The sequence below is a fragment of the Sphingomonas sp. CBMAI 2297 genome (assembly GCF_029870595.1).
Lineage (GTDB): Bacteria > Pseudomonadota > Alphaproteobacteria > Sphingomonadales > Sphingomonadaceae > Sphingomonas.
This window is the reverse complement of record NZ_JAPDIR010000005.1, coordinates 52,894-73,903: the sequence shown is the minus strand read 5'-3', so window position 1 is coordinate 73,903 and position 21,010 is coordinate 52,894. Positions and strand designations below refer to the sequence as shown.

General features: G+C 68.7%; 20 protein-coding genes and 1 tRNA gene. 12 read left to right on the top strand and 9 right to left on the bottom strand.

Going from position 1 to position 21,010, the window contains the following annotated elements; all coding sequences use genetic code 11:
• Window positions 1–5: 5 nt before the first annotated feature.
• Window positions 6–389, top strand: a complete 384-nt coding sequence (locus tag OMP43_RS08925) for a VOC family protein (RefSeq protein ID WP_280279368.1) — start codon at window positions 6–8, stop codon at window positions 387–389.
• A gap of 85 nt (window positions 390–474) precedes the next feature.
• On the opposite strand, the gene OMP43_RS08920 is transcribed toward OMP43_RS08925, so the two are convergent.
• Together OMP43_RS08920 and infC are read right to left on the bottom strand one after the other, a co-directional pair.
• Window positions 475–1,338, bottom strand: a complete 864-nt coding sequence (locus tag OMP43_RS08920; RefSeq protein ID WP_280279367.1) for a glycoside hydrolase family 16 protein — start codon at window positions 1,336–1,338, stop codon at window positions 475–477.
• Complete coding sequence (gene infC / locus OMP43_RS08915) at window positions 1,335–1,868, bottom strand: translation initiation factor IF-3 (RefSeq protein ID WP_086127343.1); 534 nt, start codon at window positions 1,866–1,868, stop codon at window positions 1,335–1,337. The genes OMP43_RS08920 and infC overlap by 4 nt, the downstream gene beginning before the upstream one ends.
• Before the next feature lie 226 nt (window positions 1,869–2,094).
• Between infC and OMP43_RS08910 the strand changes: the two genes are divergently transcribed.
• Window positions 2,095–3,594 carry a glycosyltransferase family 39 protein gene (locus OMP43_RS08910; RefSeq protein WP_280279366.1) on the top strand — a complete coding sequence of 500 codons (1,500 nt, stop codon included), beginning with the start codon at window positions 2,095–2,097 and terminating at the stop codon, window positions 3,592–3,594.
• Here OMP43_RS08910 and OMP43_RS08905 read toward each other — a convergent pair.
• From OMP43_RS08905 to OMP43_RS08885, 5 genes are all read right to left on the bottom strand, one after another.
• Window positions 3,560–4,009 (bottom strand): acetyltransferase, encoded by a 450-nt coding sequence (locus OMP43_RS08905; RefSeq protein WP_280279365.1) that lies wholly within the window; start codon window positions 4,007–4,009, stop codon window positions 3,560–3,562. The two genes, OMP43_RS08910 and OMP43_RS08905, sit on opposite strands and share 35 nt — an antisense overlap.
• Window positions 4,009–4,335, bottom strand: a complete 327-nt coding sequence (locus OMP43_RS08900) for a YnfA family protein (protein ID WP_280279364.1) — start codon at window positions 4,333–4,335, stop codon at window positions 4,009–4,011. The genes OMP43_RS08905 and OMP43_RS08900 overlap by 1 nt, the downstream gene beginning before the upstream one ends.
• Entirely contained in the window at window positions 4,332–4,652 is a 321-nt protein-coding gene (locus tag OMP43_RS08895; RefSeq protein ID WP_280279363.1) for a hypothetical protein, read from the bottom strand. The genes OMP43_RS08900 and OMP43_RS08895 overlap by 4 nt, the downstream gene beginning before the upstream one ends.
• The gene (gene thrS, locus OMP43_RS08890; protein WP_280279362.1) at window positions 4,649–6,649 is read right to left on the bottom strand and encodes a threonine--tRNA ligase; all 2,001 of its coding nucleotides are present in this window, start codon (window positions 6,647–6,649) and stop codon (window positions 4,649–4,651) included. Before thrS ends, OMP43_RS08895 begins: the two co-directional genes overlap by 4 nt.
• An 86-nt stretch (window positions 6,650–6,735) precedes the next feature.
• Window positions 6,736–7,221: a hypothetical protein gene (locus tag OMP43_RS08885; RefSeq protein ID WP_280279361.1), complete on the bottom strand. Its 486-nt coding sequence runs from the start codon at window positions 7,219–7,221 to the stop codon at window positions 6,736–6,738.
• Window positions 7,222–7,457: 236 nt separating this feature from the next.
• On the opposite strand from OMP43_RS08885, the gene OMP43_RS08880 reads away from it, so the two are divergent.
• Window positions 7,458–7,814 (top strand): VOC family protein, encoded by a 357-nt coding sequence (locus OMP43_RS08880; RefSeq protein ID WP_280279360.1) that lies wholly within the window; start codon window positions 7,458–7,460, stop codon window positions 7,812–7,814.
• Entirely contained in the window at window positions 7,804–9,204 is a 1,401-nt protein-coding gene (locus tag OMP43_RS08875; RefSeq protein WP_280279359.1) for a class I SAM-dependent methyltransferase, read from the top strand. The genes OMP43_RS08880 and OMP43_RS08875 overlap by 11 nt, the downstream gene beginning before the upstream one ends.
• Before the next feature lie 278 nt (window positions 9,205–9,482).
• On the opposite strand, the gene OMP43_RS08870 is transcribed toward OMP43_RS08875, so the two are convergent.
• Window positions 9,483–10,316 (bottom strand): LD-carboxypeptidase, encoded by an 834-nt coding sequence (locus tag OMP43_RS08870; RefSeq protein WP_280279358.1) that lies wholly within the window; start codon window positions 10,314–10,316, stop codon window positions 9,483–9,485.
• 40 nt (window positions 10,317–10,356) lie between these two features.
• On the opposite strand from OMP43_RS08870, the gene OMP43_RS08865 reads away from it, so the two are divergent.
• The 4 genes from OMP43_RS08865 (at window position 10,357) to OMP43_RS08850 (ending at window position 13,647) form a co-directional block, all read left to right on the top strand.
• Complete coding sequence (locus OMP43_RS08865; protein WP_280279357.1) at window positions 10,357–11,754, top strand: Mur ligase family protein; 1,398 nt, start codon at window positions 10,357–10,359, stop codon at window positions 11,752–11,754.
• Window positions 11,755–12,119: 365 nt separating this feature from the next.
• Complete coding sequence (locus OMP43_RS08860; RefSeq protein ID WP_280279356.1) at window positions 12,120–12,530, top strand: hypothetical protein; 411 nt, start codon at window positions 12,120–12,122, stop codon at window positions 12,528–12,530.
• The gene (locus OMP43_RS08855; protein WP_280279355.1) at window positions 12,527–12,730 is read left to right on the top strand and encodes a helix-turn-helix transcriptional regulator; all 204 of its coding nucleotides are present in this window, start codon (window positions 12,527–12,529) and stop codon (window positions 12,728–12,730) included. Before OMP43_RS08860 ends, OMP43_RS08855 begins: the two co-directional genes overlap by 4 nt.
• A 5-nt stretch (window positions 12,731–12,735) precedes the next feature.
• Window positions 12,736–13,647, top strand: coding sequence for an alpha/beta hydrolase (locus OMP43_RS08850; protein WP_280279354.1), 912 nt, complete (start codon window positions 12,736–12,738; stop codon window positions 13,645–13,647).
• A 125-nt stretch (window positions 13,648–13,772) separates the two neighbouring features.
• Here the strand turns inward: OMP43_RS08850 and OMP43_RS08845 are convergent, their stop codons facing one another.
• Entirely contained in the window at window positions 13,773–14,612 is an 840-nt protein-coding gene (locus OMP43_RS08845; protein WP_280279353.1) for a DUF2171 domain-containing protein, read from the bottom strand.
• Between the two features lie 209 nt (window positions 14,613–14,821).
• Between OMP43_RS08845 and OMP43_RS08840 the strand changes: the two genes are divergently transcribed.
• The 4 genes from OMP43_RS08840 to OMP43_RS08825 all read left to right on the top strand — a co-directional run bounded on the left by OMP43_RS08840 (window position 14,822) and on the right by OMP43_RS08825 (window position 20,914).
• A tRNA-Ala gene (locus OMP43_RS08840) sits at window positions 14,822–14,897 on the top strand.
• 278 nt (window positions 14,898–15,175) lie between these two features.
• Complete coding sequence (locus tag OMP43_RS08835) at window positions 15,176–18,244, top strand: response regulator (RefSeq protein WP_280279582.1); 3,069 nt, start codon at window positions 15,176–15,178, stop codon at window positions 18,242–18,244.
• Window positions 18,229–19,107 carry a CheR family methyltransferase gene (locus OMP43_RS08830; protein WP_280279352.1) on the top strand — a complete coding sequence of 293 codons (879 nt, stop codon included), beginning with the start codon at window positions 18,229–18,231 and terminating at the stop codon, window positions 19,105–19,107. Before OMP43_RS08835 ends, OMP43_RS08830 begins: the two co-directional genes overlap by 16 nt.
• Window positions 19,094–20,914 carry a response regulator gene (locus OMP43_RS08825; protein WP_280279351.1) on the top strand — a complete coding sequence of 607 codons (1,821 nt, stop codon included), beginning with the start codon at window positions 19,094–19,096 and terminating at the stop codon, window positions 20,912–20,914. The genes OMP43_RS08830 and OMP43_RS08825 overlap by 14 nt, the downstream gene beginning before the upstream one ends.
• The last annotated feature ends 96 nt before the right edge of the window (window positions 20,915–21,010 follow it).

Here is a 21,010-nt window from a genome sequence, read left to right as displayed (position 1 = left end):
CGACGATGCCGGTGATCGGACTGGGGGGCTTCTTCTTCCGGGCGCAGGACCCCGAGGGGCTCAAGGCCTGGTATGGCGAGGTGCTGGGCGTGGGCGGCGGCTTCGGGGCCGACGAGAGCGGCCAGGCCAGCCCGTGGTTCTGGCATCCGGAGCCCGGCCCGGTGGTGTTCGAGCCGTTCAAGGCGACGACCGACTATTTCGCGTCGGACAAGAGCTGCATGCTCAACTTCCGCGTGCGCGATCTCGACAGCCTGCTCGAGCAACTCAACGCGCGCGGGATCGAGATCATCACCAAGGACGAATGGGACACGCCGGAGACCGGCCGCTTCGCCCGCATCCACGACCCCGAGGGCAATCCGATCGAGCTGTGGGAGCCGCCCCTGGCCTGAGCTTCGGCCGGGATGACGGCGTGGGGCGGGATGCCGATGGAGAGGAAGGCGATGGCCGGGGCTTTGCGCCTTCCCCGGCTCGCCGTTAATCCCGCTTCTTCTGCCACACCCGCACATAATCCACTTCCATGCGCGACGGGAACGCATCCGCGTCGATCCCCTTGTCGCCGCCCCAGCCGCCGACTGCGACGTTGAGGATCAGATATTGGGGTCCCGCAAAGGGCCAGGTGTCGGGATTGCCCTTGCGGTCGTTGTCGAAGCGCAGAAATGCCCGGCCGTCGACGCCGATCAGCATGCGGTCCTGGTTCCAGTCCAGCTGGTAGTCGTGGAAGGCGGTGCAGGCGTCGGGCACTATCGCCTGGGCGGTCTTCTGCGTCTTGGCGACGTGGTTATAGGCCTTGGTGTGGATCGAGCCATGGACGCGGCCGGGATCCCAGCCGACATGCTCCATGATGTCGATCTCGCCCAGGCCCGGCCAGCCGGCCTTCTCGTCGCTGCCGAGCATCCAGATCGCCGGCCACATCCCCTTGCCGCAGGCCAGCTTCGCCCGGACCGTGACGAAGCCATTGGTCCAGTCGGCGAGGCCGCGGGTCTGGATCTTGCCCGAGCTATAGTCCTGGCCGCCATAATCGGCGCGGCCGCTCAGCCGCTCCCTGCGCGCCTCGATGACGAGCTTGCCGCGCTCGAGACGGACATTCTCGCGGCGGTTCGCGGCGTAATATTGCAGCTCGTTGTTCCACCAGCCTTCCTTGTTGCGGCTGGTGTCATAGGCCCATTTGCGCGGATCGAGGCGCTTGCCGTCGAACTCGTCGGACCAGACCCGGACATAGTCGGCCGGCACCGCCATCGGCTCGTCGGCATGGGCGGTGGAGAGCGGGGCCTGGATCGTCTGGGCAGAAGCGGCGCCCGGCAGCAGTAGTGCCGCCGCCAGGGCGCCGCATCGGATCACTTGGGCGCCAGCACCATCAGCATCTGGCGGCCTTCCATGCGCGGATAGGATTCGACCTTGGCATCCTCGGCGCAATCCTGCTGGACGCGCTGGAGCAGCGCCATGCCGAGCTGGCCGTGCGAAAGCTCGCGGCCGCGGAAGCGCAGGGTGACCTTCACCTTGTCGCCTTCGCCGATGAACTTGTGGATCGCCTTCATCTTCACGTCATAATCGTGATCGTCGATGTTCGGACGCATCTTGATCTCCTTGATCTCCTGCGTCTTCTGGCTCTTCCGGGCGAGGTTCGCCTTTTTCTGCGCCTCGTACTTGAACTTGCCGACATCGAGGAACTTGGCGACGGGCGGGTCCGCATTGGGAGACACCTCGACCAGGTCGAGCCCGAGCTCCTGCGCCTGTTCCATCGCCTCGCGCGTGTACATCACGCCGAGATTCTCACCCTCATGGTCGATCACGCGGACCTTGGGCGACTGAATGAATTCGTTAAACCGCGGACCGTTCATCGGCGGCGCCACCATCGAGCGGCGATTCATGGGCGGACGTATACGACTTGCTCCTGTTGTTGCAGACTCGGGGTTTGGGCGGCTCAATAACGCAGGATGCGGCACTCCGGTAGTCCGGCACCTGCATTTCCGCCGAAATTCCGCGCACTGTGGCACGGCAACCGCAGATATCGGGTGTAAAGCCGCTGCCCGCAAGCCCGGTTTTAGCGATGGCTTAGGGCCGGCCGGGCCATGAAGACGGCCGAAAGGGCAGGGCATGGCGCGCATCGCCGCGATCGATTCGAGCGGAACCGGGGGGCGCATGCCCGCCTGGGCGCCGCCGCTCGCGCTGCTGCTCGGGGTCGTGCTGCTGTTTCCACGCTTCTATGTCGGTGGAGGCGGCGACGACTGGCATTATCTCGAGGCGGCGCGGTGCGTGGCCCGGAACGGCATCTGTCTTCCCGGCACGCATTGGGCGGCGCGCTTTCCGCTGGTGGCGCCGATGGGCGCCGTACTGGCCCTGTTCGGCGAGCGGCCCTGGACGGTGGGGCTGGTGCCGCTGCTCTACACCATGGCGGGGCTGCTGTTGTTCGTCGGCAATGTCGAGCGCCGCTTCGGCGCCACGGCGGCGATGCTGGCGGGCTCGGCGCTGGCACTGACGCCGCTGTTCCCGCTCAACGCGCTCCAGCCGCTGGTCGACCAGCCCGAATTCGCCTGGACCATGGCCTGTCTGCTCGCCCTCCAGATCGCGCTCGAGCGGAACGCCGCGCGCTGGGCCGCGATCGCGGGCGCGATGCTGGCGCTGGCCGTGATGACGCGGATGAGCAGCCTGGCGCTGCTGCCGCTGCTCGGCCTGGGGTGGCTGATGCTGGTGCCGGACCGGCGGCGGCTCGCGCTGCCCTTCGCCGCCGCGGCCGTGGCGCTGCTCGGCATCGAGGCGCTCGGCTATGCGATGGCGACCGGCGATCCGCTATATGGCTGGAAGCTGTCGCTCCATCATGGCCGCATCCCCACCACCGAGCTGGCGGCGGGCGTGGACACCAGCCGCAGCCCGCTGCTCAACCTAGACTTCATCCGCAACTGGCGGCGCAGCATGGGCATCCATGTCCATTGGACGGTGGACCCGCTGCTCAACCTGCTCGCCGATCCGCTATGCGGGCTGACGCTGTGCGGCGCGCTGGCGCTCGCGGTGGCGCGGGCCGGGGCCTGGCGGCGCGACCGGTGGCTGCGCCTGATCGCGGTCGCGGCGCTGCTCCATTTCATGCTGCTGACCTATGTGCTGGCAGTCGACCCCAAGCCGCGCATGTTTCCCTTCGCCTATGCCGCGGCGGCGGCGACGCTGGGCGTGCTCGGGGCGCGGGCCTGGCGCGACGGCGGCCGGCTGATCGTCGCGGCGCTCTTCGCCCTGCTCGCCGGCCGCGCGCTGCTGACGGCCTATGACCAGCCCGACCTCGCATCGGCGCGGGTTGCCGCCTCGGCCTGGATCGCGGCGGCGCCGCCGGGAAGCCTCGCGACCGACGAATGGACGCGGCGGACCTTCGCGCTGGTCCCCGGCGCCGCCGCCCTGCCGCTGGTGGAGGAAGCGCCGCGCCGTGACCTGCTCACGCTCGGCAAGGCGCCGTGCGCCGGCGGGCAGGTGCTGCGCGCGGCGAACTTCGAACGGCACGAACCGGCGCCGCTTGCGTGGCTGCGGGCGCGTGGCCTGCTGCTCGGGGTGCAGGTCCCCGTGCGCCTGTGCCTAGTCAGGCCGGCACCCCTGCATGGCGCAGATGGATGATCGGATAGGGCCGGCCGTGCGGATCGGTCTCCGAGCGGCCGATCACTTCGAAGCCGCGGGCGAGATAGAAGGGCAGGGCATTGTCCGCCTGCTCATTGGCATCGACCAGCGCGTCCGGCGAGAGCGCCAGCGCATGATCGATCAGCGCGGTGCCGAAGCCGCGGCCATGGGCGGCCGGATCGACGAACAGCGCGTCGATCATCGCCCCGTCCATGGCGAGGAAGCCCTGCACCGTGCCGGCGTCGTCCTCGACCAGCCAGAGCGGGGCGACGGGCAGGAACTGCTCGGCGACGATCATGTCGATCTCGGCGCGATGCTCGGGCGAGAGGAAGCCGTGCGTCGCGTCCACCGCGGCGCGCCAGATCGCCAGCGCGCGCGGTACGTCCGCTTCGGTGCCTGGGCGGATATGGGCCATCAGCGGCGCCCCCACAGGATGACCACGCAGCCGAGCACCGCCAGCGCCGCGCCGGCCAGGTCCCAGCGTGTGGGCGGCACCCGCTCGACCAGCACCAGCCAGCCGAGCGAGGCCAGGATGTAGATACCGCCATAGGCGGCATAGGCGCGTCCGGCCGCGTCCGCGCTGCTCAGGGTGAGCAGCCAGGCGAACAGGGCGAGCGAGGCGCCGCCGGGGACGAGCCACCAGGCGGGCTTGCCCAGCCGCAGCACGCCCCAGAAGGCGAAGCAGCCCGCGATCTCCGCCAGCGCGGCGACCGCGTAGATCGCAAGCGTGGCCGGGTTCATCCGCCGACCAGCCTCTCGATCGACACGAGCAGGATCATGCCGAGAAGCGGGCTGGCGACCGCCAGTGCCAGGCCCCGGGCCGGCCGGGCCGCATGAAGCCTGGCCGCGGCCGCGAGCGACACGATCACGAGCGCGGGATAGAGCCAGAACTCGCGCTGCTTCGCGGCGTCGCATGCCTGCATCGCGGCGCCGCCGTCGCGCGGCAGGCATTCGCCGAGCGCCAGGAAGCCGAACAGGATGAACGCAGCTGCCAGTGCACCGGTAACGGCCGCTGCGAACAGGACCCAATTGGCCCGCCGGGTGCCGGCCGGGCTCATCCGAGGTCGGGCGGAGTCGCCTCGGCCACCAGCTTCGCCACCACCTCGTCCAGGCTCAGCATCTGCTGGCCCTGGCTGCCCAGCACGCGCAGCGCCACCGTGCCCTCCTCGGCCTCGCGCTTGCCGACCACCAGCAGGTTCGGGACCTTGGCGACCGAATGCTCGCGCACCTTGTAGTTGATCTTCTCGTTGCGCAGGTCGCTCGCGACGCGGATGCCGGCCGCCTGGAGCTTCCGGGTTACTTCGTGCGCATAGTCGTCGGCATCCGAGACGATCGTCGCCACCACTGCCTGGGTTGGAGCCAGCCAGGCCGGCAGCTTGCCGGCGAAATGCTCGATCAGGATGCCGATGAAGCGCTCGTACGAACCGAAGATCGCGCGGTGGAGCATCACCGGGCGGTGGCGCTCGCCATCCTCGCCGACATAGGACGCGTCGAGGCGCTCGGGCAGCACGCGGTCCGACTGGATCGTGCCGACCTGCCAGGTGCGGCCGATCGCGTCGGTCAGGTGCCATTCGAGCTTCGGCGCATAGAAGGCGCCTTCGCCGGGCAGCTCTTCCCAGCCATATTCCTCGGTGGCCAGGCCGGCGCGGACCACGGCGTCGCGCAGTTCCGCCTCGGCCTTGTCCCACATCTCCTCGGTACCGAAGCGCTTGTCGGGGCGCAGCGCCAGCTTGATCGAATATTTGAACCCGAAGTCGCGATAGATGCGGTCGGCGAGGCGGCAGAAGGCCTGCACTTCCTCGACGATCTGGTCCTCGCGGCAGAAGATGTGCGCATCGTCCTGCGTGAACTGGCGGACGCGCATCAGCCCGTGCAGCGCGCCATGCGGCTCGTTGCGGTGGCAGCAGCCGTTCTCGTAGAGCCGGATCGGCAGCTCGCGATACGATTTGATGCCCTGGCGGAAGATCAGCACGTGCGCCGGGCAGTTCATCGGCTTGAGCGCCATCCAGTCGGCGGCGTCGGAGACGATCGGGCCCTCGTCATCGACGTTCGGCACCTCGTCCGGAATGACGAACATGTTCTCGCGATACTTGCCCCAATGGCCGGACTGCTCCCATTGGCGCGCATCCATCACCTGCGGCGTCTTCACTTCGCTATAGCCGGCGGCATCGATCGCCCGGCGCATATAGGCTTCGAGCGCCCGCCAGATGGTGAAGCCGTGGGGGTGCCAGAATACCGAGCCATGCGCTTCCTGCTGGAGGTGGAACAGGTCCATCTCCTGGCCGAGCTTGCGATGGTCGCGCTTGGCGGCTTCCTCCAGGCGCATCAGATGCTCGTCGAGCTGCTTCCTGTTGAGCCAGCCCGTGCCGTAGATGCGCGAGAGCATCGCGTTCTTCTGGTCGCCGCGCCAATAGGCGCCCGAGACGCGCGTCAGCTTGAACGCGTTGGGATCGACCTTGCCGGTGGAGGCGAGGTGCGGCCCGCGGCACATGTCGAGCCAGGCGTCCTCGCCCTTGCCGGCGCGGTACACGGTCAGTTCCTCGCCCTCGGGCAGTTCCTGCGCCCATTCGGCCTTGAAGGTCTCGCCCTGCTTCGTCCAGCGGTCGATGAGCTGCTGGCGCGACCAGACCTCGCGGATCAGCGGCGCGTCGGCGGCGATGATCCTGCGCATCTCGGCCTCGATCGCCGGCAGGTCCTCCTCGGTGAAGGGGCGGTCCTTGGGCGCGAAGTCGTAATAGAAGCCATCGTCGGTCGCCGGGCCGAAGGTGATCTGCGTGCCGGGGAACAGGTTCTGCACCGCTTCGGCCAGGATGTGCGCATAATCGTGGCGCGCGAGCTCGAGCGCGTCCTTCTCGTCCTTCGCCGTGACGAGCGCCAGCTGGGCGTCGCCCTCGAACGGGCGGCCGATGTCGCGCAGCTCGCCATCGACGCGCGCGGCGAGCGCGGCCTTGGCCAGGCCCGGGCCGATCGCGGCGGCGATGTCCGCCGGGGTAGTCCCCGGGGCTACCTCGCGGACGGAACCGTCGGGCAGCGTTATGCGGAACATCTCGGACATGATGGGCTTTCACTTACAGGGTTGAAATCGAGGCGGGCGGCTTATGCCCGCCCGGGCATGATATAGGCAAGGTCGGATCGAGCTGCTCAGCTGCCGTGCAACAAGGCGAGGTCCTCGGGCGACAGGCCCTCGCCGCCAGGCGCGAGCCCGGCCTCCACATGATCGCGCAGGCTCCGGGCATCCGACAGGGCGTTATGGGGTGCGGCACTGGCATTTGCGGTGTCGAACCCCGGCAAGTCGAGCAACAGGCAGCGGAAGCGTAGCGGATCGTTGCGCTTGCCATGATCGCGCACCAGCAGCTTGCAGAAATGCGCGATATCCTCGGGCCAGTCCGCGATGAAGCTGTGCGGGCCCGGATCCTTGCGCAGGAATTTCTGCAGCTTCTTCACCACCGTGGCACGGTCGATCGGCTGCCGCTCCAGCACGGGCATCACATTTGCCTTCACCCAGGGCACGATCAATTCGTGCGCGTGCAGCACTTCGTAGAATTCCGCACCGTCGGCGCGCACCAGGGCAATGCTGAGCAATTGCCCGCCATTGCCGTTGAATTCGCTGTCCAGATAATATCGCATCGTCGTCCCTCGGGCGCCCCGTGATTGGCCGAACGAGGGAGGAAGGCGCGACCTCACCCGTCCGGGTGAGGTGCTCGGCAAGCGTTAGCGGAAGATGCGCGCGCCGAACACTTCCCGGTAAACCGGGACGGTAGTAGTCGTGGCGAAGGCGCGCTTACGCTGCATATGGATCGCTATAGGGCAAGGACGGCGTTCGCGCTAGATGGGGCTCCGCGCCCTTGCCGGAAAGTAGCCAGATGTCCGAAGACCACCGCGTCGCCACCATTCTGCCCTGCAACGACCTTGGCGCGAGCCTGGCCTTTTACGAACGGCTCGGCTTCCGGCTCGTGAGCGACTATGGCGACTACAAGATCCTCGAGGACGGCAGGGGCTGGCATCTGCACCTCAACAAGGCAGTGCTCGGCTGGCTGGTGCCCGGGCACAATCCGTTCGGCATCTATCTCTACACCGACGATGTCGACGGGGTGGCGGAGCGCGTGCGCGAGCTGATCATCGAGAAGGAAGGGCCGAGCCTAAAGCCCTGGGGCTGCTATGAGTTCGCGGTGAGCGATCCGGACGGGACGCTGGTGCGGGTGGGCCGCATTGCATCCTGAAGCCGCGCAACTGCTGGGCATGGCGGCGGAGGCGGCGCGGCGGGGCCAATATGGCCAGGCCCTGCCGATGCTGAGCCGTGCGCTCGCGCTCGACATCGAGGGCGTCGCGCCGGCCTATGCCGATCTGCTCGCCCGGCTGTCGCTCACCGGCTGGCCGCCGCAGCTCGAAGCGGACCTGGCAACCTGCCTGTGCGCCGGCTCGCCCGATCCCCAGATGCTGGCGCGGACGGCGGCGCGCATGCTGCTGGTCAAATATCCCGAGCCGGTAGTGGCGGAGGACCCGTTGTGGGACGCGTTCCTGACCCGCTGCATCAATGTCGATCCGGCGATGGAGGCGCGGCTGGCCTGGCTCGCCGGGCGGGTGCTGCCGGACGGGTTGCGCAAGGCCCTGGCGATACAGGCTTTTGCGAGCGAATATGCCTGGGGCGGGGAAGCGCTGGGCGTTCCTCCCGCCGCCGCCGCCGAGATCGCCGAGGAGCGGGCATTGGCCGAAGCGATGCCGTCGCTCGGCATTCCCGGAGACGCGATCTCGCGGGCGGTGCGCGCCCAGTACGAAGCCAATCCCTATCCGCGCTGGCGGGTGCCGCCGGCGCGGCCGCATGCCGCGCTGGCCCGGCATCTCGCTTCGCTGGGCGCCCAGCAGGCCGAGCCGCTCGCGGTGCTGGTCGCGGGTTGCGGCACCGGGTTCGAGCCGATCGACCTGGCGCGGATGGACCCGTCGCTATCGATCACCGCGCTCGACCTGAGTGCCGCGAGCCTGGCCCATGGCCAGCGCATGGCTGGTGTGCTGGGCGTGGAGAATGTGCGCTTCGTCCAGGGCGACATCCTCGACATGGCTGGGCTGGGCGAGCGTTTCGCCATGGTGAGCTGCACCGGAGTGCTCCACCATATGGAGCGGCCCGAGCAGGGGCTGGCCGCGCTTGCGGATGCGCTCGTGCCGGGCGGCGTGCTGCGCGTCGCGCTCTACAGCGAGCGGGCGCGGGCCCGGGTGGCCGAGGCGCGCCGCGCGATCGCCGAACATGGCTGGGACGCGAGCGCGGCGGGGATCCGGGCTTTTCGCGCGCATGTGCTTTCCCTGCCGCCCGAGCGGCCGCTGGCGGGCCTGCGCGAGAGCGACGATTTCTACACGCTGAGCGGCTGCCGCGACCTGTGCTTCCATGTCCGCGAGCATTGGTATCGCCTGCCCGCGATCCAGGCGATGCTCGCGGCGGCGGGCTTCGAGCCGCTGATGCTCGACGCCCCGCCCGAGGCGCAGGCCCGCTTCGCCGAGCGCTTCGGAACGGCGGCGGACCGGCACGACCTGATGCTGTGGGATCGGCTGGAGGCGGATTTCCCGCATCTCTTCGCGGGCATGTTCCATCTGTGGTGCCGGAAGCGGGGCCAGGGTTAGAACCCAAGCGAGCATCCAGGATTGGTCCGTCATTCCCGCGCAGGCGGGAATCCAGGGTAGCTCGGGACGATCGAAGCAATCGCGGGTGCGACTTGCCGGAGAAGGCAGAACGGACCGCACGACCATTGCTCCTGGCCCTGGATCCCCGCCTGCGCGGGGATGACGGGAGGGTAGCGGGGATGATGGATGGGTAGCGAGGAGGACGGGGAGGAGCGGGAAAGAGCGGGAGGGCGGAGAGAGTGGCGGGAGGTGGTGCTCGCCGATTGTGCTTCAGGCCCCTACACCAGTCCGAACGGCACCACGCGGTTCAGCTCGACATGGCCGATCTCGGCGCGGCCGAGATAGGGGACGCCCATTTCCCCGCACCAGCGCAGGATCATCTCGTCGATGGTCTCGCCGAAGCTGTAATTGCCGTCGGCCTCGCCATTGTCCTTGACCGCGGTGACCGCGCCCAGCCGCACGCCGGCGATGCCCTTGAGCTGGGTGGCGTGCGCCATCTGGAACAGCATCCGGTCGATCCGGTAGAGCGGCTCGTCGACTTCCTCGATATAGAGCACGTGATCGGTAAGGTCGGGCAGATATTTGGTGCCGATCAGCGCGGCCAGGATGGCGAGGTTGAACGCGGCGGCGGGGCGCCCGTCGGCAAGGCCCGGCTCGAAGCCGCGCCGGTCGCCGTCGATCAGCCAGCCGAGCACCCAGCCGGCGCCCTCGCCGGTATCGTTCATGCCCAGGCTGGAGGCCATCGCGCCATGCGCCACCCGGCCGATCCGCCGGGCATAGAGCGCGCCGAGCAGGAACCCCATGTCCGAGAAGCCGACATAGGTCTTGTGGTGAGCCGCCGGCCCGAGCTTCGGCATCACCGCTTCGAGAATGCGGTTCGAGCCATAGCCGCCGCGCGCGAACCAGATCGCGTCGAACGCCGGATCATTGGCGAATTCGAGAAAAGCGGCGGCGCGCTGGGCGTCGGTGCCGGCGAAATGGCCGGCCTGCAGATAGCATTGCGGATGGAACACGATCTCGTGCCCCGGATAGGTCAGCGCCATGAACGCGGCCATGCGCAGCGATCCCTCGCGGCTGACCGGTCTTGCTGGTGCGACGACTCCGATGCGCATGCCTTGCCCCTTCGCTTCGAATTGCCGATAGCGCGAGGCCATGGAGCATCGCAAACCTTACTTCTTCGTGGGCATTGGCGGGTCGGGCATGATGCCCCTGGCGATGATCCTGGCCGGACAGGGCGCCAGGGTGGCGGGGTCAGACCGCAGCCTCGACCAGGCGCGGCTGCCCGCGAAGTTCGATTTCCTCGCGCGCAGCGGCATCGCCCTGTTCCCGCAGGACGGCAGCGGGATCGGCTCGGCCGAGCAGATCGTCGTCGCCTCGGCCGCGATCGAGGAGACCGTGCCCGATGCGCGCCGCGCCGCCGAACTGGGCAATGCACGGATGACCCGGGCGGAGCTCAACGCCCGGCTGTTCAACGCCGCGCCGCTCTCGATCGGCGTGGCGGGCACCAGCGGCAAGTCCACCGTCACGGGCATGATCGGCTGGATCTTCCATGCGCTGGGCCGTGACCCCACGGTGATGAACGGCGCGGTGATGAAGAATTTCGTCACGCCCGACGCGCCCTTCGCCAGCGCGCTGGTCGGCGGGGGCGGGGCCTATGTGAGCGAGGTCGACGAGAGCGACGGTTCGATCGCGCTCTATCGCCCGGGCGTGGCGGTGCTCAACAATGTCAGCCTCGATCACCTGCCGATGGACAAGCTGATCGAGCTGTTCGGCGCATTCATCGCGCGGGCGGGCAAGGCGGTGATCAACCTCGACAATGGCGAGGGCGCGTTGCTGGCGGCGACGATGCCGCGCGCGCGGCTGCTCACCTTCGCGATCGGCGCGCCGGCGGATCTGGTCGCGATCAACCTGCGCGAGCAGCGCTACGGCATCACCTTCGAGCTGGCGCGCGAGGGCGAGGCGTCGATCCCGGTGACGCTGCAGGTGCCGGGCCGGCACAATGTCTCCAACGCGCTGGCGGCGATCGGCGCGGCGGCGGCGGCGGGGATCGCGGTGGCGGAGGCTGCCCAGGCGATCCAGGGCTTTCAGGGCCTCAAGCGGCGCTTCGAGCTGGTCGGCGAGGCGGGCGGGATCGCCGTGATCGACGATTTCGGGCACAATCCCGACAAGATCGCCGCGACACTGGACACGCTGCACGCCTTTGAGGGCAGGCTGCTCCTGCTGTTCCAACCGCACGGCTATGGCCCGCTCAAGGTGATGCGCGCCGAGCTCGTCGCGATGTTCGCCGAGAAGCTGAGCGATGAGGACGTGCTGGTGCTGCCCGACCCGGTCTACCAGGGCGGCACCACCAGCCGCGAAGTGACCAGCGCCGACATCGTCGCCGACGTCGCGGCGACCGGGCGCCACGCGCTCCACATTCCCGATCGCGCGGCGGCGGCGGCGCATCTCGTCGCCGCGGCGCGCGCCGGCGATCGCATCGTGGTGATGGGCGCGCGCGACGACACGCTCAGTCATCTCGCCGCGGAGATGCTGGCGCGGCTCCAGGATTAAAAACCCGTAATATTTTCGCATAGTTGCGCAAAAACATGGACTTTTTGCGTGGAAATGCCACCATTCCCGCGAGATTCCGGGGAGGCGGCACATGCGCTTGCTGCAGCCAATCTATTGTCTTGTCGGCAAACATCACCGCAGCCGTAGCCGTGCATGGAATGACGGCACTGCCTTCCGTTCCTGGTGCGAGGGGTGCGGCAGGCCGATGATCCGCGAGTTCGAGGGCTGGCACCTCGATGTCGAAGCGTCGACTGGAAAGCGCGATTAGCATCTAGTCTGGCAAGCTTTCCCATATGGAAAGCATGGTTGACATTGCGCGACTCGATGAGTAAAGCTCCCTTTACAAACTGCAAAGGAAGCCAATCATGGCCGGCAATCGGGCGCAGCGGCGCTACACGAAATCGGTGATCCTGCTGATGATGAGCTATGTGCTGATCCTGATCGGCGTGGTCATGCATGCGCGGAACAGCCCGCTGCACGGGCTGCTGGGCTATGTCGCCGGCGTGCTGCCCGCGCTGCCGGTGATCGGCGTGTTCTTCGTCCTCGGGCGCTATCTCGTCGAGGAGCAGGACGAATATCTGCGTGTGCAGGTGACGCGCCAGGCGCTGGTCGCCACCGGTTTCGCGCTGAGCATCGCGACGGCCTGGGGCTTTCTCGAGAATTTCGGCCTCGTGCCGCACGTCTATGCCTATTATGCCGCGATCCTGTGGTTCGCCGGGCTGGGCGTGGGCCGCTGCTTCAACAAGCTCGCGGCGATGCGCGGAGGCGGCGAATGATCAATCGCCTCCGCGTGCTGCGGGCCGAGCGCGCCTGGAGCCAGCAGGACCTGGCCGAGCGGCTCGAAGTGTCGCGCCAGAGCGTCAACGCGATCGAGACCGGCCGCTACGACCCCTCGCTCCCGCTCGCCTTCAAGATCGCCGACGTGTTCGGCCTGACCATCGAAGAGATCTTCACCAACCCCAACCGCAAGGATTGACCGTCATGATCAAGCGCATCGCCTTCGCCCTGCTCGCCACTGCCAGCATCCCCGCCATCCTCCATGCCCCCGCAGCGCATGCCGCGACCGCGCCGGCGGCGCCCGAGCTGATCCAGATGGACCATCTCTCGGTGCAGGTGATCGGCAAGGGCAGCCCGGTGATCCTGATCCCCGGCCTGTCGAGCCCGCGCGCGGTATGGGACGGCGTGGCGCCCGAGCTGGCGAAGACGCACACCGTGTATCTCGTCCAGGTCAATGGCTTCGGCGGCGACGCGCCGGGCGCCAATCTGGGCGAGGGGCTGCTCCCGGCCATGGTCGCCGAGCTGCACAAGCTGGTCGCGGAGCGCAGGATCGCGGGGGCCGCGGTGGTGGGCCATTCGATGGGCGGGCTGCTGACGCTGATGCTGGCCAAGGCGCATCCCGGCGATGTCGGCAAGGCGCTGATCGTCGATGCGATGCCGTTTGTCGGCTCGGCCTTTTTCCCGGGCTCGACGGTCGAATCGGTCAAGCCCCAGGCCGAGGCGATGCGCGCCCAGATGGCGGGCCTCCATGGCAAGCCATTGCCCGAGGCGGTGGGCCAGGCGATCGCGCGGCAGAACGCGGCCAGGCCCGAATCGCAGGCGCAAGTCGCGGCCTGGGTGGCCAAGGCGGACATGCGCGTTTCCGCCCAGACCATGTTCGAGGATCTCCAGACCGATCTGCGCCCCGGCCTGAAGGATATCGCCACGCCGATCACCGTGCTGGTGCCCTGGCTGGCGGCGCGCGGCGGCGAGGCGCCGATGCTCGATCTCTACAAGCGCGAATATGCCGGCGCGCCCAAGGTGAGCGTGAAGGGCGTGGCCGATAGCGGGCATTTCATCATGCTCGACCAGCCCGAGGCGTTCCGCGCGGCGCTGGCGGCGTTTCTTGCCGGCTGAGCCGGGGATCGGCCTTGCCGGCAGAGCCGGGGATCGGCCTGGCCGGCTGAGCCGCGGGGATCGGCGAAAGAAGGGCCCGGGAGATGCTCCCGGGCCCAGTTCTGCTCACATTCCCAATCTGGGGATCAATAGGTTCCGGAGAAGCTCCGGTTGAGATTCCTGTCGCGATTCCAATCCTGGTCGTCGCGTTCGCCGAACAACGCGCCGGCGCGCTCCTCGTCCCGCCAGGCCGCATGCGCTTCGTCGGCAGTCTTGCGCAGCGTCACCTTGTCGTCCACCGACTGGATCCAGCGCGACGGGATCGAATGATGATGGCCGCCGGCATCGCTGTCGTTCCGGGTGAGGACGATGCGATCGCCGCGCACCTTGTCGACCTTGCCGACATGGCTGCCGTCCGAGCCGACCACTTCCATATGCTCGGCGACCCGGCGCAGGCCGTCGCGCTGGCCCTGGCGATCGGTGCGCCAGTTGTTGAACTCGCTCTCGAAGCGCTGGGCGTTCTCGCGGCGATATTCGTCATAGTCGCTGTCGAGCTCGGCGATGCGCTGGCGGCGCCAGCCGCCATAGTGATCGTCGGGGCCGTAGGACCAGCGCGTATCGCGTGCCTGGCGAGCATCGTAGCGCAGGTCCGCCTCGCGGCGGCGCTCGGCCTCCTGGTCGCCGAACCAGGAGCGGACTTCGTCGCCGGCGCGATCGAAGAAGCCGCGGTCCGGATCCTGGCCGCGATAGGAGCGCGGCTCGTCCCAGCCGCGCTGGTCGCGGGCGCTGCGATCCCAGCCGCCGCGATATTCGCCGCCATATCCGCCGGGGCCATAGCCGCGATGGCCGCGCGTTCGGCCGAGCTCGCCGGCCGCGGCATACTCGCGGGCGCTCGAATAATGTTCGCCGCCGGCGCGGCGCGCGCCGCTCACCTGATACTGGTCTTCGGGGCCGAAATAGCGGGGATCGGAGTAACGGTCGCTCATGGGAATCTTCTCCACTGCCGGCCCTTGGGGGGCTGGGCCGGTGCGGATTCAGCGGGCGAGTGCTGGCAATGGTTCCGGAAAAAGCCCGGTTTTTCAGCGCAGTTCGGCGCGCGGGCGAAGCGTTTTGCCGCGCTTGTTTCAAGCCGGTTGCATTGGGGAAAAAGCGCCGCTAATGGAGCGCCTCCCGGGGCCACCCGGGGACAGGCGGCGGGGCTGTAGCTCAGATGGGAGAGCGCTGCAATCGCACTGCAGAGGTCAGGGGTTCGATTCCCCTCAGCTCCACCACCGCCCCTTGTTTCCAATCCCCTGGAACCCGAACGCCTTGGCGCCCATCGGGTGCCGGCGTGCATTGCCCCAGCCATCGCCGTCCCGATTCGGACCGCTGTCCGTAATTTGCGCATTTCCCGGAACCGAATCCGCGTGCAGAACGTTGCGCCGGGCGGCGTCGTTCGGCGCCGATCTTGGTTGCGATCCCCGGATACCGTTGGAATAAGGCGGTAATTTCTCGGGCTTGCCTTAGAGAACGGGGTTTGATGATCCACCGGTTCGGCGCGAAATACGAAATGCTGCTCTATGGCGCGCTCGCGGCTCTCCTCGTGGCGCCGTTCCTCGCCGATCTCCAGCTGCCGCTCGGCACCTCGGTATGGGTGATCTACCTGCTGCCGATCGTCTTCGCCTATCTGGCGCCGCGCCCGGCGGTGCCGGCCGCGGTCGCGCTGGTCGCGACGGTGCTGACGATCACCGGCTTCATGCTGGCGCGCAGCGGCGTCGACCCCAGCATCGCGCGGGTCAATCGCACCCTGGGCGTGCTCACCGCCTGGACATTGGGCATCGTCGGCGTGCTGTTCGTCCGCAACCGGCTGGCCGTTCGCCGCGAGGAATGGCTTCAGGCGGGGCAGGTGGGGCTAGGCCAGGCCATCGCCGGCGACCTTGCGATCGAGAAGCTCGGCGCGAACGCGCTGCGCTTTCTCGCCGAATATCTGGGCGCGACCGCAGGGGCGATCTTCATCCGCAACGGCGACGGTTTCCTGCGCCGGGCGAGCTACGGCGTGCCGGCCGGCGCCGCAGTGCCCGAGCGCGTGACGCCAGGCGACGGGCTGCTCGGCCAGGCGATCGCCGACGGGCGGAGCTTCGCGCTGGCGCCAGTGCCCCACGGCTATCTCTATTTCGGCTCGGCGCTCGGCCAGGCCAAGCCGGGGCAGCTGCTGATCGCGCCCGCCCGGATCGACGGCCAGGTCAATACGGTGGTGGAGCTCGGCTTCGCCGGCGGCGCGATGCCGGCGGCGGCGCAGGACCTGCTCGCGCGGATCGCCGAGCAGCTCGGCATCGCGGTGCGCTCCGCCAAATATCGCGCGCAGCTCCAGGAATTGCTCGAGGAGACTCAGGCACAGGCGGAGGAGCTGCAGGCGCAGGGCGAGGAACTGCGGTCGAGCAACGAGGAACTGGAGGCACAGGCCCGCGCGCTCCAGGAATCGCAGGCGCGGCTGGAAGTGCAGCAGGCCGAGCTGGAGGAAAGCAACGCCCAGCTCGAGGAGCAGACCCAGACGCTGGAGGCGCAGCGCGACGACCTGGCGCGCGCGCAATCCTCGCTCGCCGGCCAGGCGCGCGAACTGGAGCAGGCGAGCCGCTACAAGTCCGAATTCCTCGCCAATATGAGCCACGAGCTGCGCACGCCGCTCAACTCGCTGCTGATCATGGCCCGGCTGCTCGCCGAGAACCGCGCGGGCAACATGACCGCCGAGCAGATCCGGCACGCGGAGACGATCGAGACGTCGGGCAACGACCTGCTCGCACTGATCAACGATGTGCTCGACATCTCGAAGATCGAAGCGGGCAAGCTGGAGCTGCAGCCGCGCCGCATCCGGATCTCGCCGATGCTCGAGAAGCTCCGCCAGGGCTTCGCGCCGGCGGCGGAGGCCAAGGGGCTGGCGCTGCGCTGCGAGGCGCTGCCCGGCGCGCCCGGCGACATCGAGACCGATCCGCAGCGGCTGGAGCAGGTGCTCCGCAACTTCCTCTCCAATGCGGTGAAGTTCACCGGCAAGGGCGAAGTGGCGCTGAGCGTCGGCCGGGCGGCGGACGGGCGGCTGAGCTTCGCGGTGCGCGACACCGGCGTGGGTATCGCGCCCGAACAGCAGAAGATCATCTTCGAGGCGTTCCGCCAGGCGGATGGCACGATCAGCCGGAAATATGGCGGCACCGGCCTGGGCCTCTCCATCTCGCGCGAGCTGGCGCGGCTGCTGGGCGGCGAGATCCGGCTGGAGAGCGGCGCCGGCAAGGGCAGCATCTTCACGCTGCTGCTGCCCGAGGCCTATGATCCGGGGCTGGTCGAGGCGGCGCGCCCGGCCGAGGCGCCGTTGCTCGCCGCCGCCATGGCCCCGGCGGCTGCGCCCAGGCGCGCGGCGCGCGCCGCCGAACTGGCCGATGATCGCGAGCAGCTCAGCGGGGACAGCCGGGTGCTGCTCGTCGTCGAGGACGATCCCGCCTTCGCGCGCATCCTGTACGAGCTGGCGCACGAGCTGGGCTTCGACTGCCTGATCGCGGGCACCGCCGACGAGGGTGCGCTGATGGCGCGGCAATATCTGCCCAATGCGGTGATCCTCGACATCGGGCTGCCCGACCATACCGGCCTGTCGGTGCTCGACCGGATCAAGCGCGATCCGCGCACGCGGCACATCCCGGTGCACATCGTCTCGGCCGACGACAACAGCCAGGTGGCGCTCGCCGGCGGGGCGATCGGCTATATGCTCAAGCCCGTGCCGCGCGACCAGCTGGTCGGCGTGCTCGAGGGGCTGGAGGCGCACATGACGCGCCGCCTGCGCCGGGTGCTGGTGGTGGAGGACGATGCGCTACAGGCCGAGAGCGTGCGGCTGCTGCTCGCCTCGCGCGATGTCGAGACCATCGACGCGCACAGCGCCGCCGCGGCGCTGGAGCGGCTCGGCAGCGAGACGTTCGACTGCATGGTGCTCGATCTCAACCTGCCCGACATGCCGGGACTCGACCTGCTCGAGCAGCTCAGCATGGACGAGAGCGTCGGCTTCCCGCCGGTTATCGTCTATACCGGGCGCGACCTTTCGGCCGATGAGGAGTTGCGGCTGCGGCGCTATTCCAAGTCGATCATCGTCAAGGGCGCGAAGTCGCCCGAGCGGCTGCTCGACGAAGTGACGCTGTTCCTGCACCAGGTGGTGTCGGACCTGCCCGAGCAGCAGCAGGCGATCCTCAGCCAGGCGCTGAAGCGCGACGCCGCGCTTGACGGGCGGCACATCCTCGTCGTCGAGGACGATATCCGCAACGTCTATGCGCTCACTTCGATCTTCGAGCCGCACGGCGCGAAGGTGCAGATCGCGCGCAACGGGATCGAGGCGCTGGCGGCGCTCGACGCGGCGCAGGGCGGGGGTGCCCCGGTAGAGCTGGTGCTGATGGACGTGATGATGCCCGAGATGGACGGGATCGCCGCCACCCGCGAGATTCGCGGGCGGCCGGAATGGCGCGGGCTGCCGGTGATCGCGCTTACCGCCAAGGCGATGGCGCGCGACCAGCAGGACTGCATCGCGGCGGGCGCGAACGACTATCTCGCCAAGCCGCTCGACGTCGACAAGCTGCTCAGCCTCGTCCGGGTGTGGATGCCGCGATGAGCGATGCCGCGGATCCGGTGGACGCGCTGGAGCTCGAGCTGCTGCTCGAGGCGATCTGGCGGCGCTACCATCACGACTTTCGCGGCTATTCGCGCGGCTCGCTGCGGCGGCGGCTCGAGCGGGCGCAGTCGCGCTTCGGCTGCGACACCCTGTCGCAGCTGCAGGGCCGGCTGCTGCGCGAGCCGGCGCTGTTCGCCGAGCTGATGGGCTATCTCACCATCCAGGTGAGCGAGATGTTCCGCGACCCCGCCTATTTCCGCGCGCTCCGCGAGCAGGTGGTGCCGCATCTGCGCACTTTCCCGTCGCTCAAGGTGTGGATCGCCGGCTGCGCCAATGGCGAGGAATTCTACTCGCTCGCCATCCTGTTCCGCGAGGAGGGGCTGGAGGAACGGACGATCTTCTATTGCACCGACATCAGCCCCGCCGCGCTGGAGCGGGCGGAGGCCGGCGTCTATGCGCTCGACCGCATCGCGCTGTTCACCGAGAACCACCGCGCCTCGGGCGGCAGGGGATCGCTCTCCGACCATTATACCGCGGGCTATGGCCGGGCGGTGTTCGACAAGAGCCTGCGCGCCCGGGCGGTGTTCGCCGAGCATAATCTCGCGACCGATCAGGTCTTCGCCGAAGCGCATCTCGTGTCGAGCCGCAACGTGCTGATCTATTTCGATCGGGTGCTGCAGGATCGCGCGCTCGGCCTGTTCGGGCAGAGCCTGGTGCGCGGCGGCTTCCTGGGGCTGGGCGCGAAGGAAAATCTGCGCTTCTCCACTCATGCCGACGCCTTTGCCGATTTCGTGTCGGAGGAGAAGATATACCGGCGCAACATCCTGCCGATAGCTGTGGAGGTCGACCATGCCGCAGCCTGAAGCCGTGAAGATCCTCGTCGTCGACGATGTCGAGAAGAACCTGATCGCGATGGATGCGCTGCTCCGCGGCGACGGGGTGGAGATACTGAAGGCACCCTCGGGCCCGGCGGCGCTCGAGCTGCTGCTCCGGCACGAAGTCGCGCTTGCCCTGCTCGACGTGCAGATGCCGGGCATGGACGGCTATGAACTCGCCGAGCTGATGCGCGGGACGGAGCGGACGCGCCGGATCCCGATCATCTTCGTGACGGCCGTGGCGACCGACGAACGGCGGCGGTTCCGGGGGTATGAGGCGGGCGCGGTCGACTATCTGTTCAAGCCGGTCGACCCGCAGATCGTGCGCAACAAGGTCGACATCTTCGTCGAGCTGGCACGCCAGCGGCTCGAGATCGCCCGCCAGCGCGACCAGCTGGCCGCGGCGCTCGGCCGGATCCAGGCGCATAGCGACAACAGCCCGCTCGCCATCGTCGAGTTCGATGCCGATCTCCGGGTGATCGGCTGGTCGAACGGCGCCGAGCGGCTGTTCGGCTGGAGCGCGGGCGAAGTGCTGGGTCGGCGCGCGGCGAAGCTCGACTGGCTCGACCCCGCCAATGGCGCGGCGGTCGAGCTGGTGCTGGGGCAAATGGTCGAGGGGCACGAGCTGCGCCGCGTCGAGACGCTGCGCGCCAACGACAAAGGCGGGACGCTGCTCGACTGCGAATGCTATTGCTCGGCGCTGTTCGAAGGCGACCGGCTGGTCTCGGTCAGCGTCCAGATCCTTGACGTGACCGAGCGCAAGCGCGCCGAGGCGACGCAGCGCCTGCTGATCGGCGAGCTCAACCACCGGGTGAAGAACACGCTCGCCTCGGTCCAGGCGATCGCGACGCAGACGCTGCGCCATTCGGCCGGCCCTTCCGACTTCGCGCCGACCTTTATCGGGCGCATCCATGCGCTGGCCCGCGCCCATTCGCTGCTCAGCGCCACCACCTGGCAAGGTGCCAGGCTGCGCGAGCTGATCGAGGGGCAGCTCCAGCTCGGCACGATCGATCCCCAGCGGCTGAGCTTCGCCGGGCCCGAGATCGAGCTGTCGCCCGAGCCGGCGCTGCACCTTGCCCTGGTGCTCCATGAGCTCGGCACCAATGCCAACAAATATGGCGCGCTCTCGAACGAAGCCGGGCGGGTGCGGCTGGAATGGCGGTTGCGGGGGACGATGCTCGAGCTGGAATGGGCCGAGAGCGGCGGCCCGGCGGTGGCGGCGCCGAGCCGGCGCGGCTTCGGCACGGCCCTGATCGAACGCAGCCTCAAGGCCGAGGGCGGATCGGCGGTGGCCAGCTTCGTGCCGGCAGGGCTGCGCTGGATCCTGACTCTCCCGCATGCCGGCGGCGCGGCCGAGCTGCCGGCGGATCGCCCCGTGCGCGAAGCGGGCGGCTGGGCCAGGGGCGCGGCCGCTGCGGCGGCATCGATCGCCGGCAAGCGCTTCGCGATCATCGAGGACGAGCCGCTGGTCGCGCTCGAGCTCGGCGCGATCCTTGCCGATGCCGGAGTCGAGGTGATCGGCCCGGCGGCGACAGCCGAGCATGCCCGGGCGATCATCGCGGAGGGGCGGATCGACGGCGCGCTGCTCGACGGCAATCTGCAGGGCGCCAGCGTCGAGGCGATCGCGGCCGCGCTCGATGCGCGGGGCGTGCCCTTCGCCTTTGTCAGCGGCTATGGCCGCGACCATCTGCCCGTGGGGTTCGCCGAGGTGCCGGCGATCGGCAAGCCGTTCGATCCCGTCGAGATCGTCGAGATCGCCGGAGCGCTGCTGCGCGGCAAGGCCGTGCTCGCCTAGATGGCGGCTCATTGGCGCGGAGCCACGGGCGGATCGAGGTGCGCCGGAACATGGCGAGGAAGTTGGCGGCGGCAGGCCGAACGGCTAAGCTTGGTA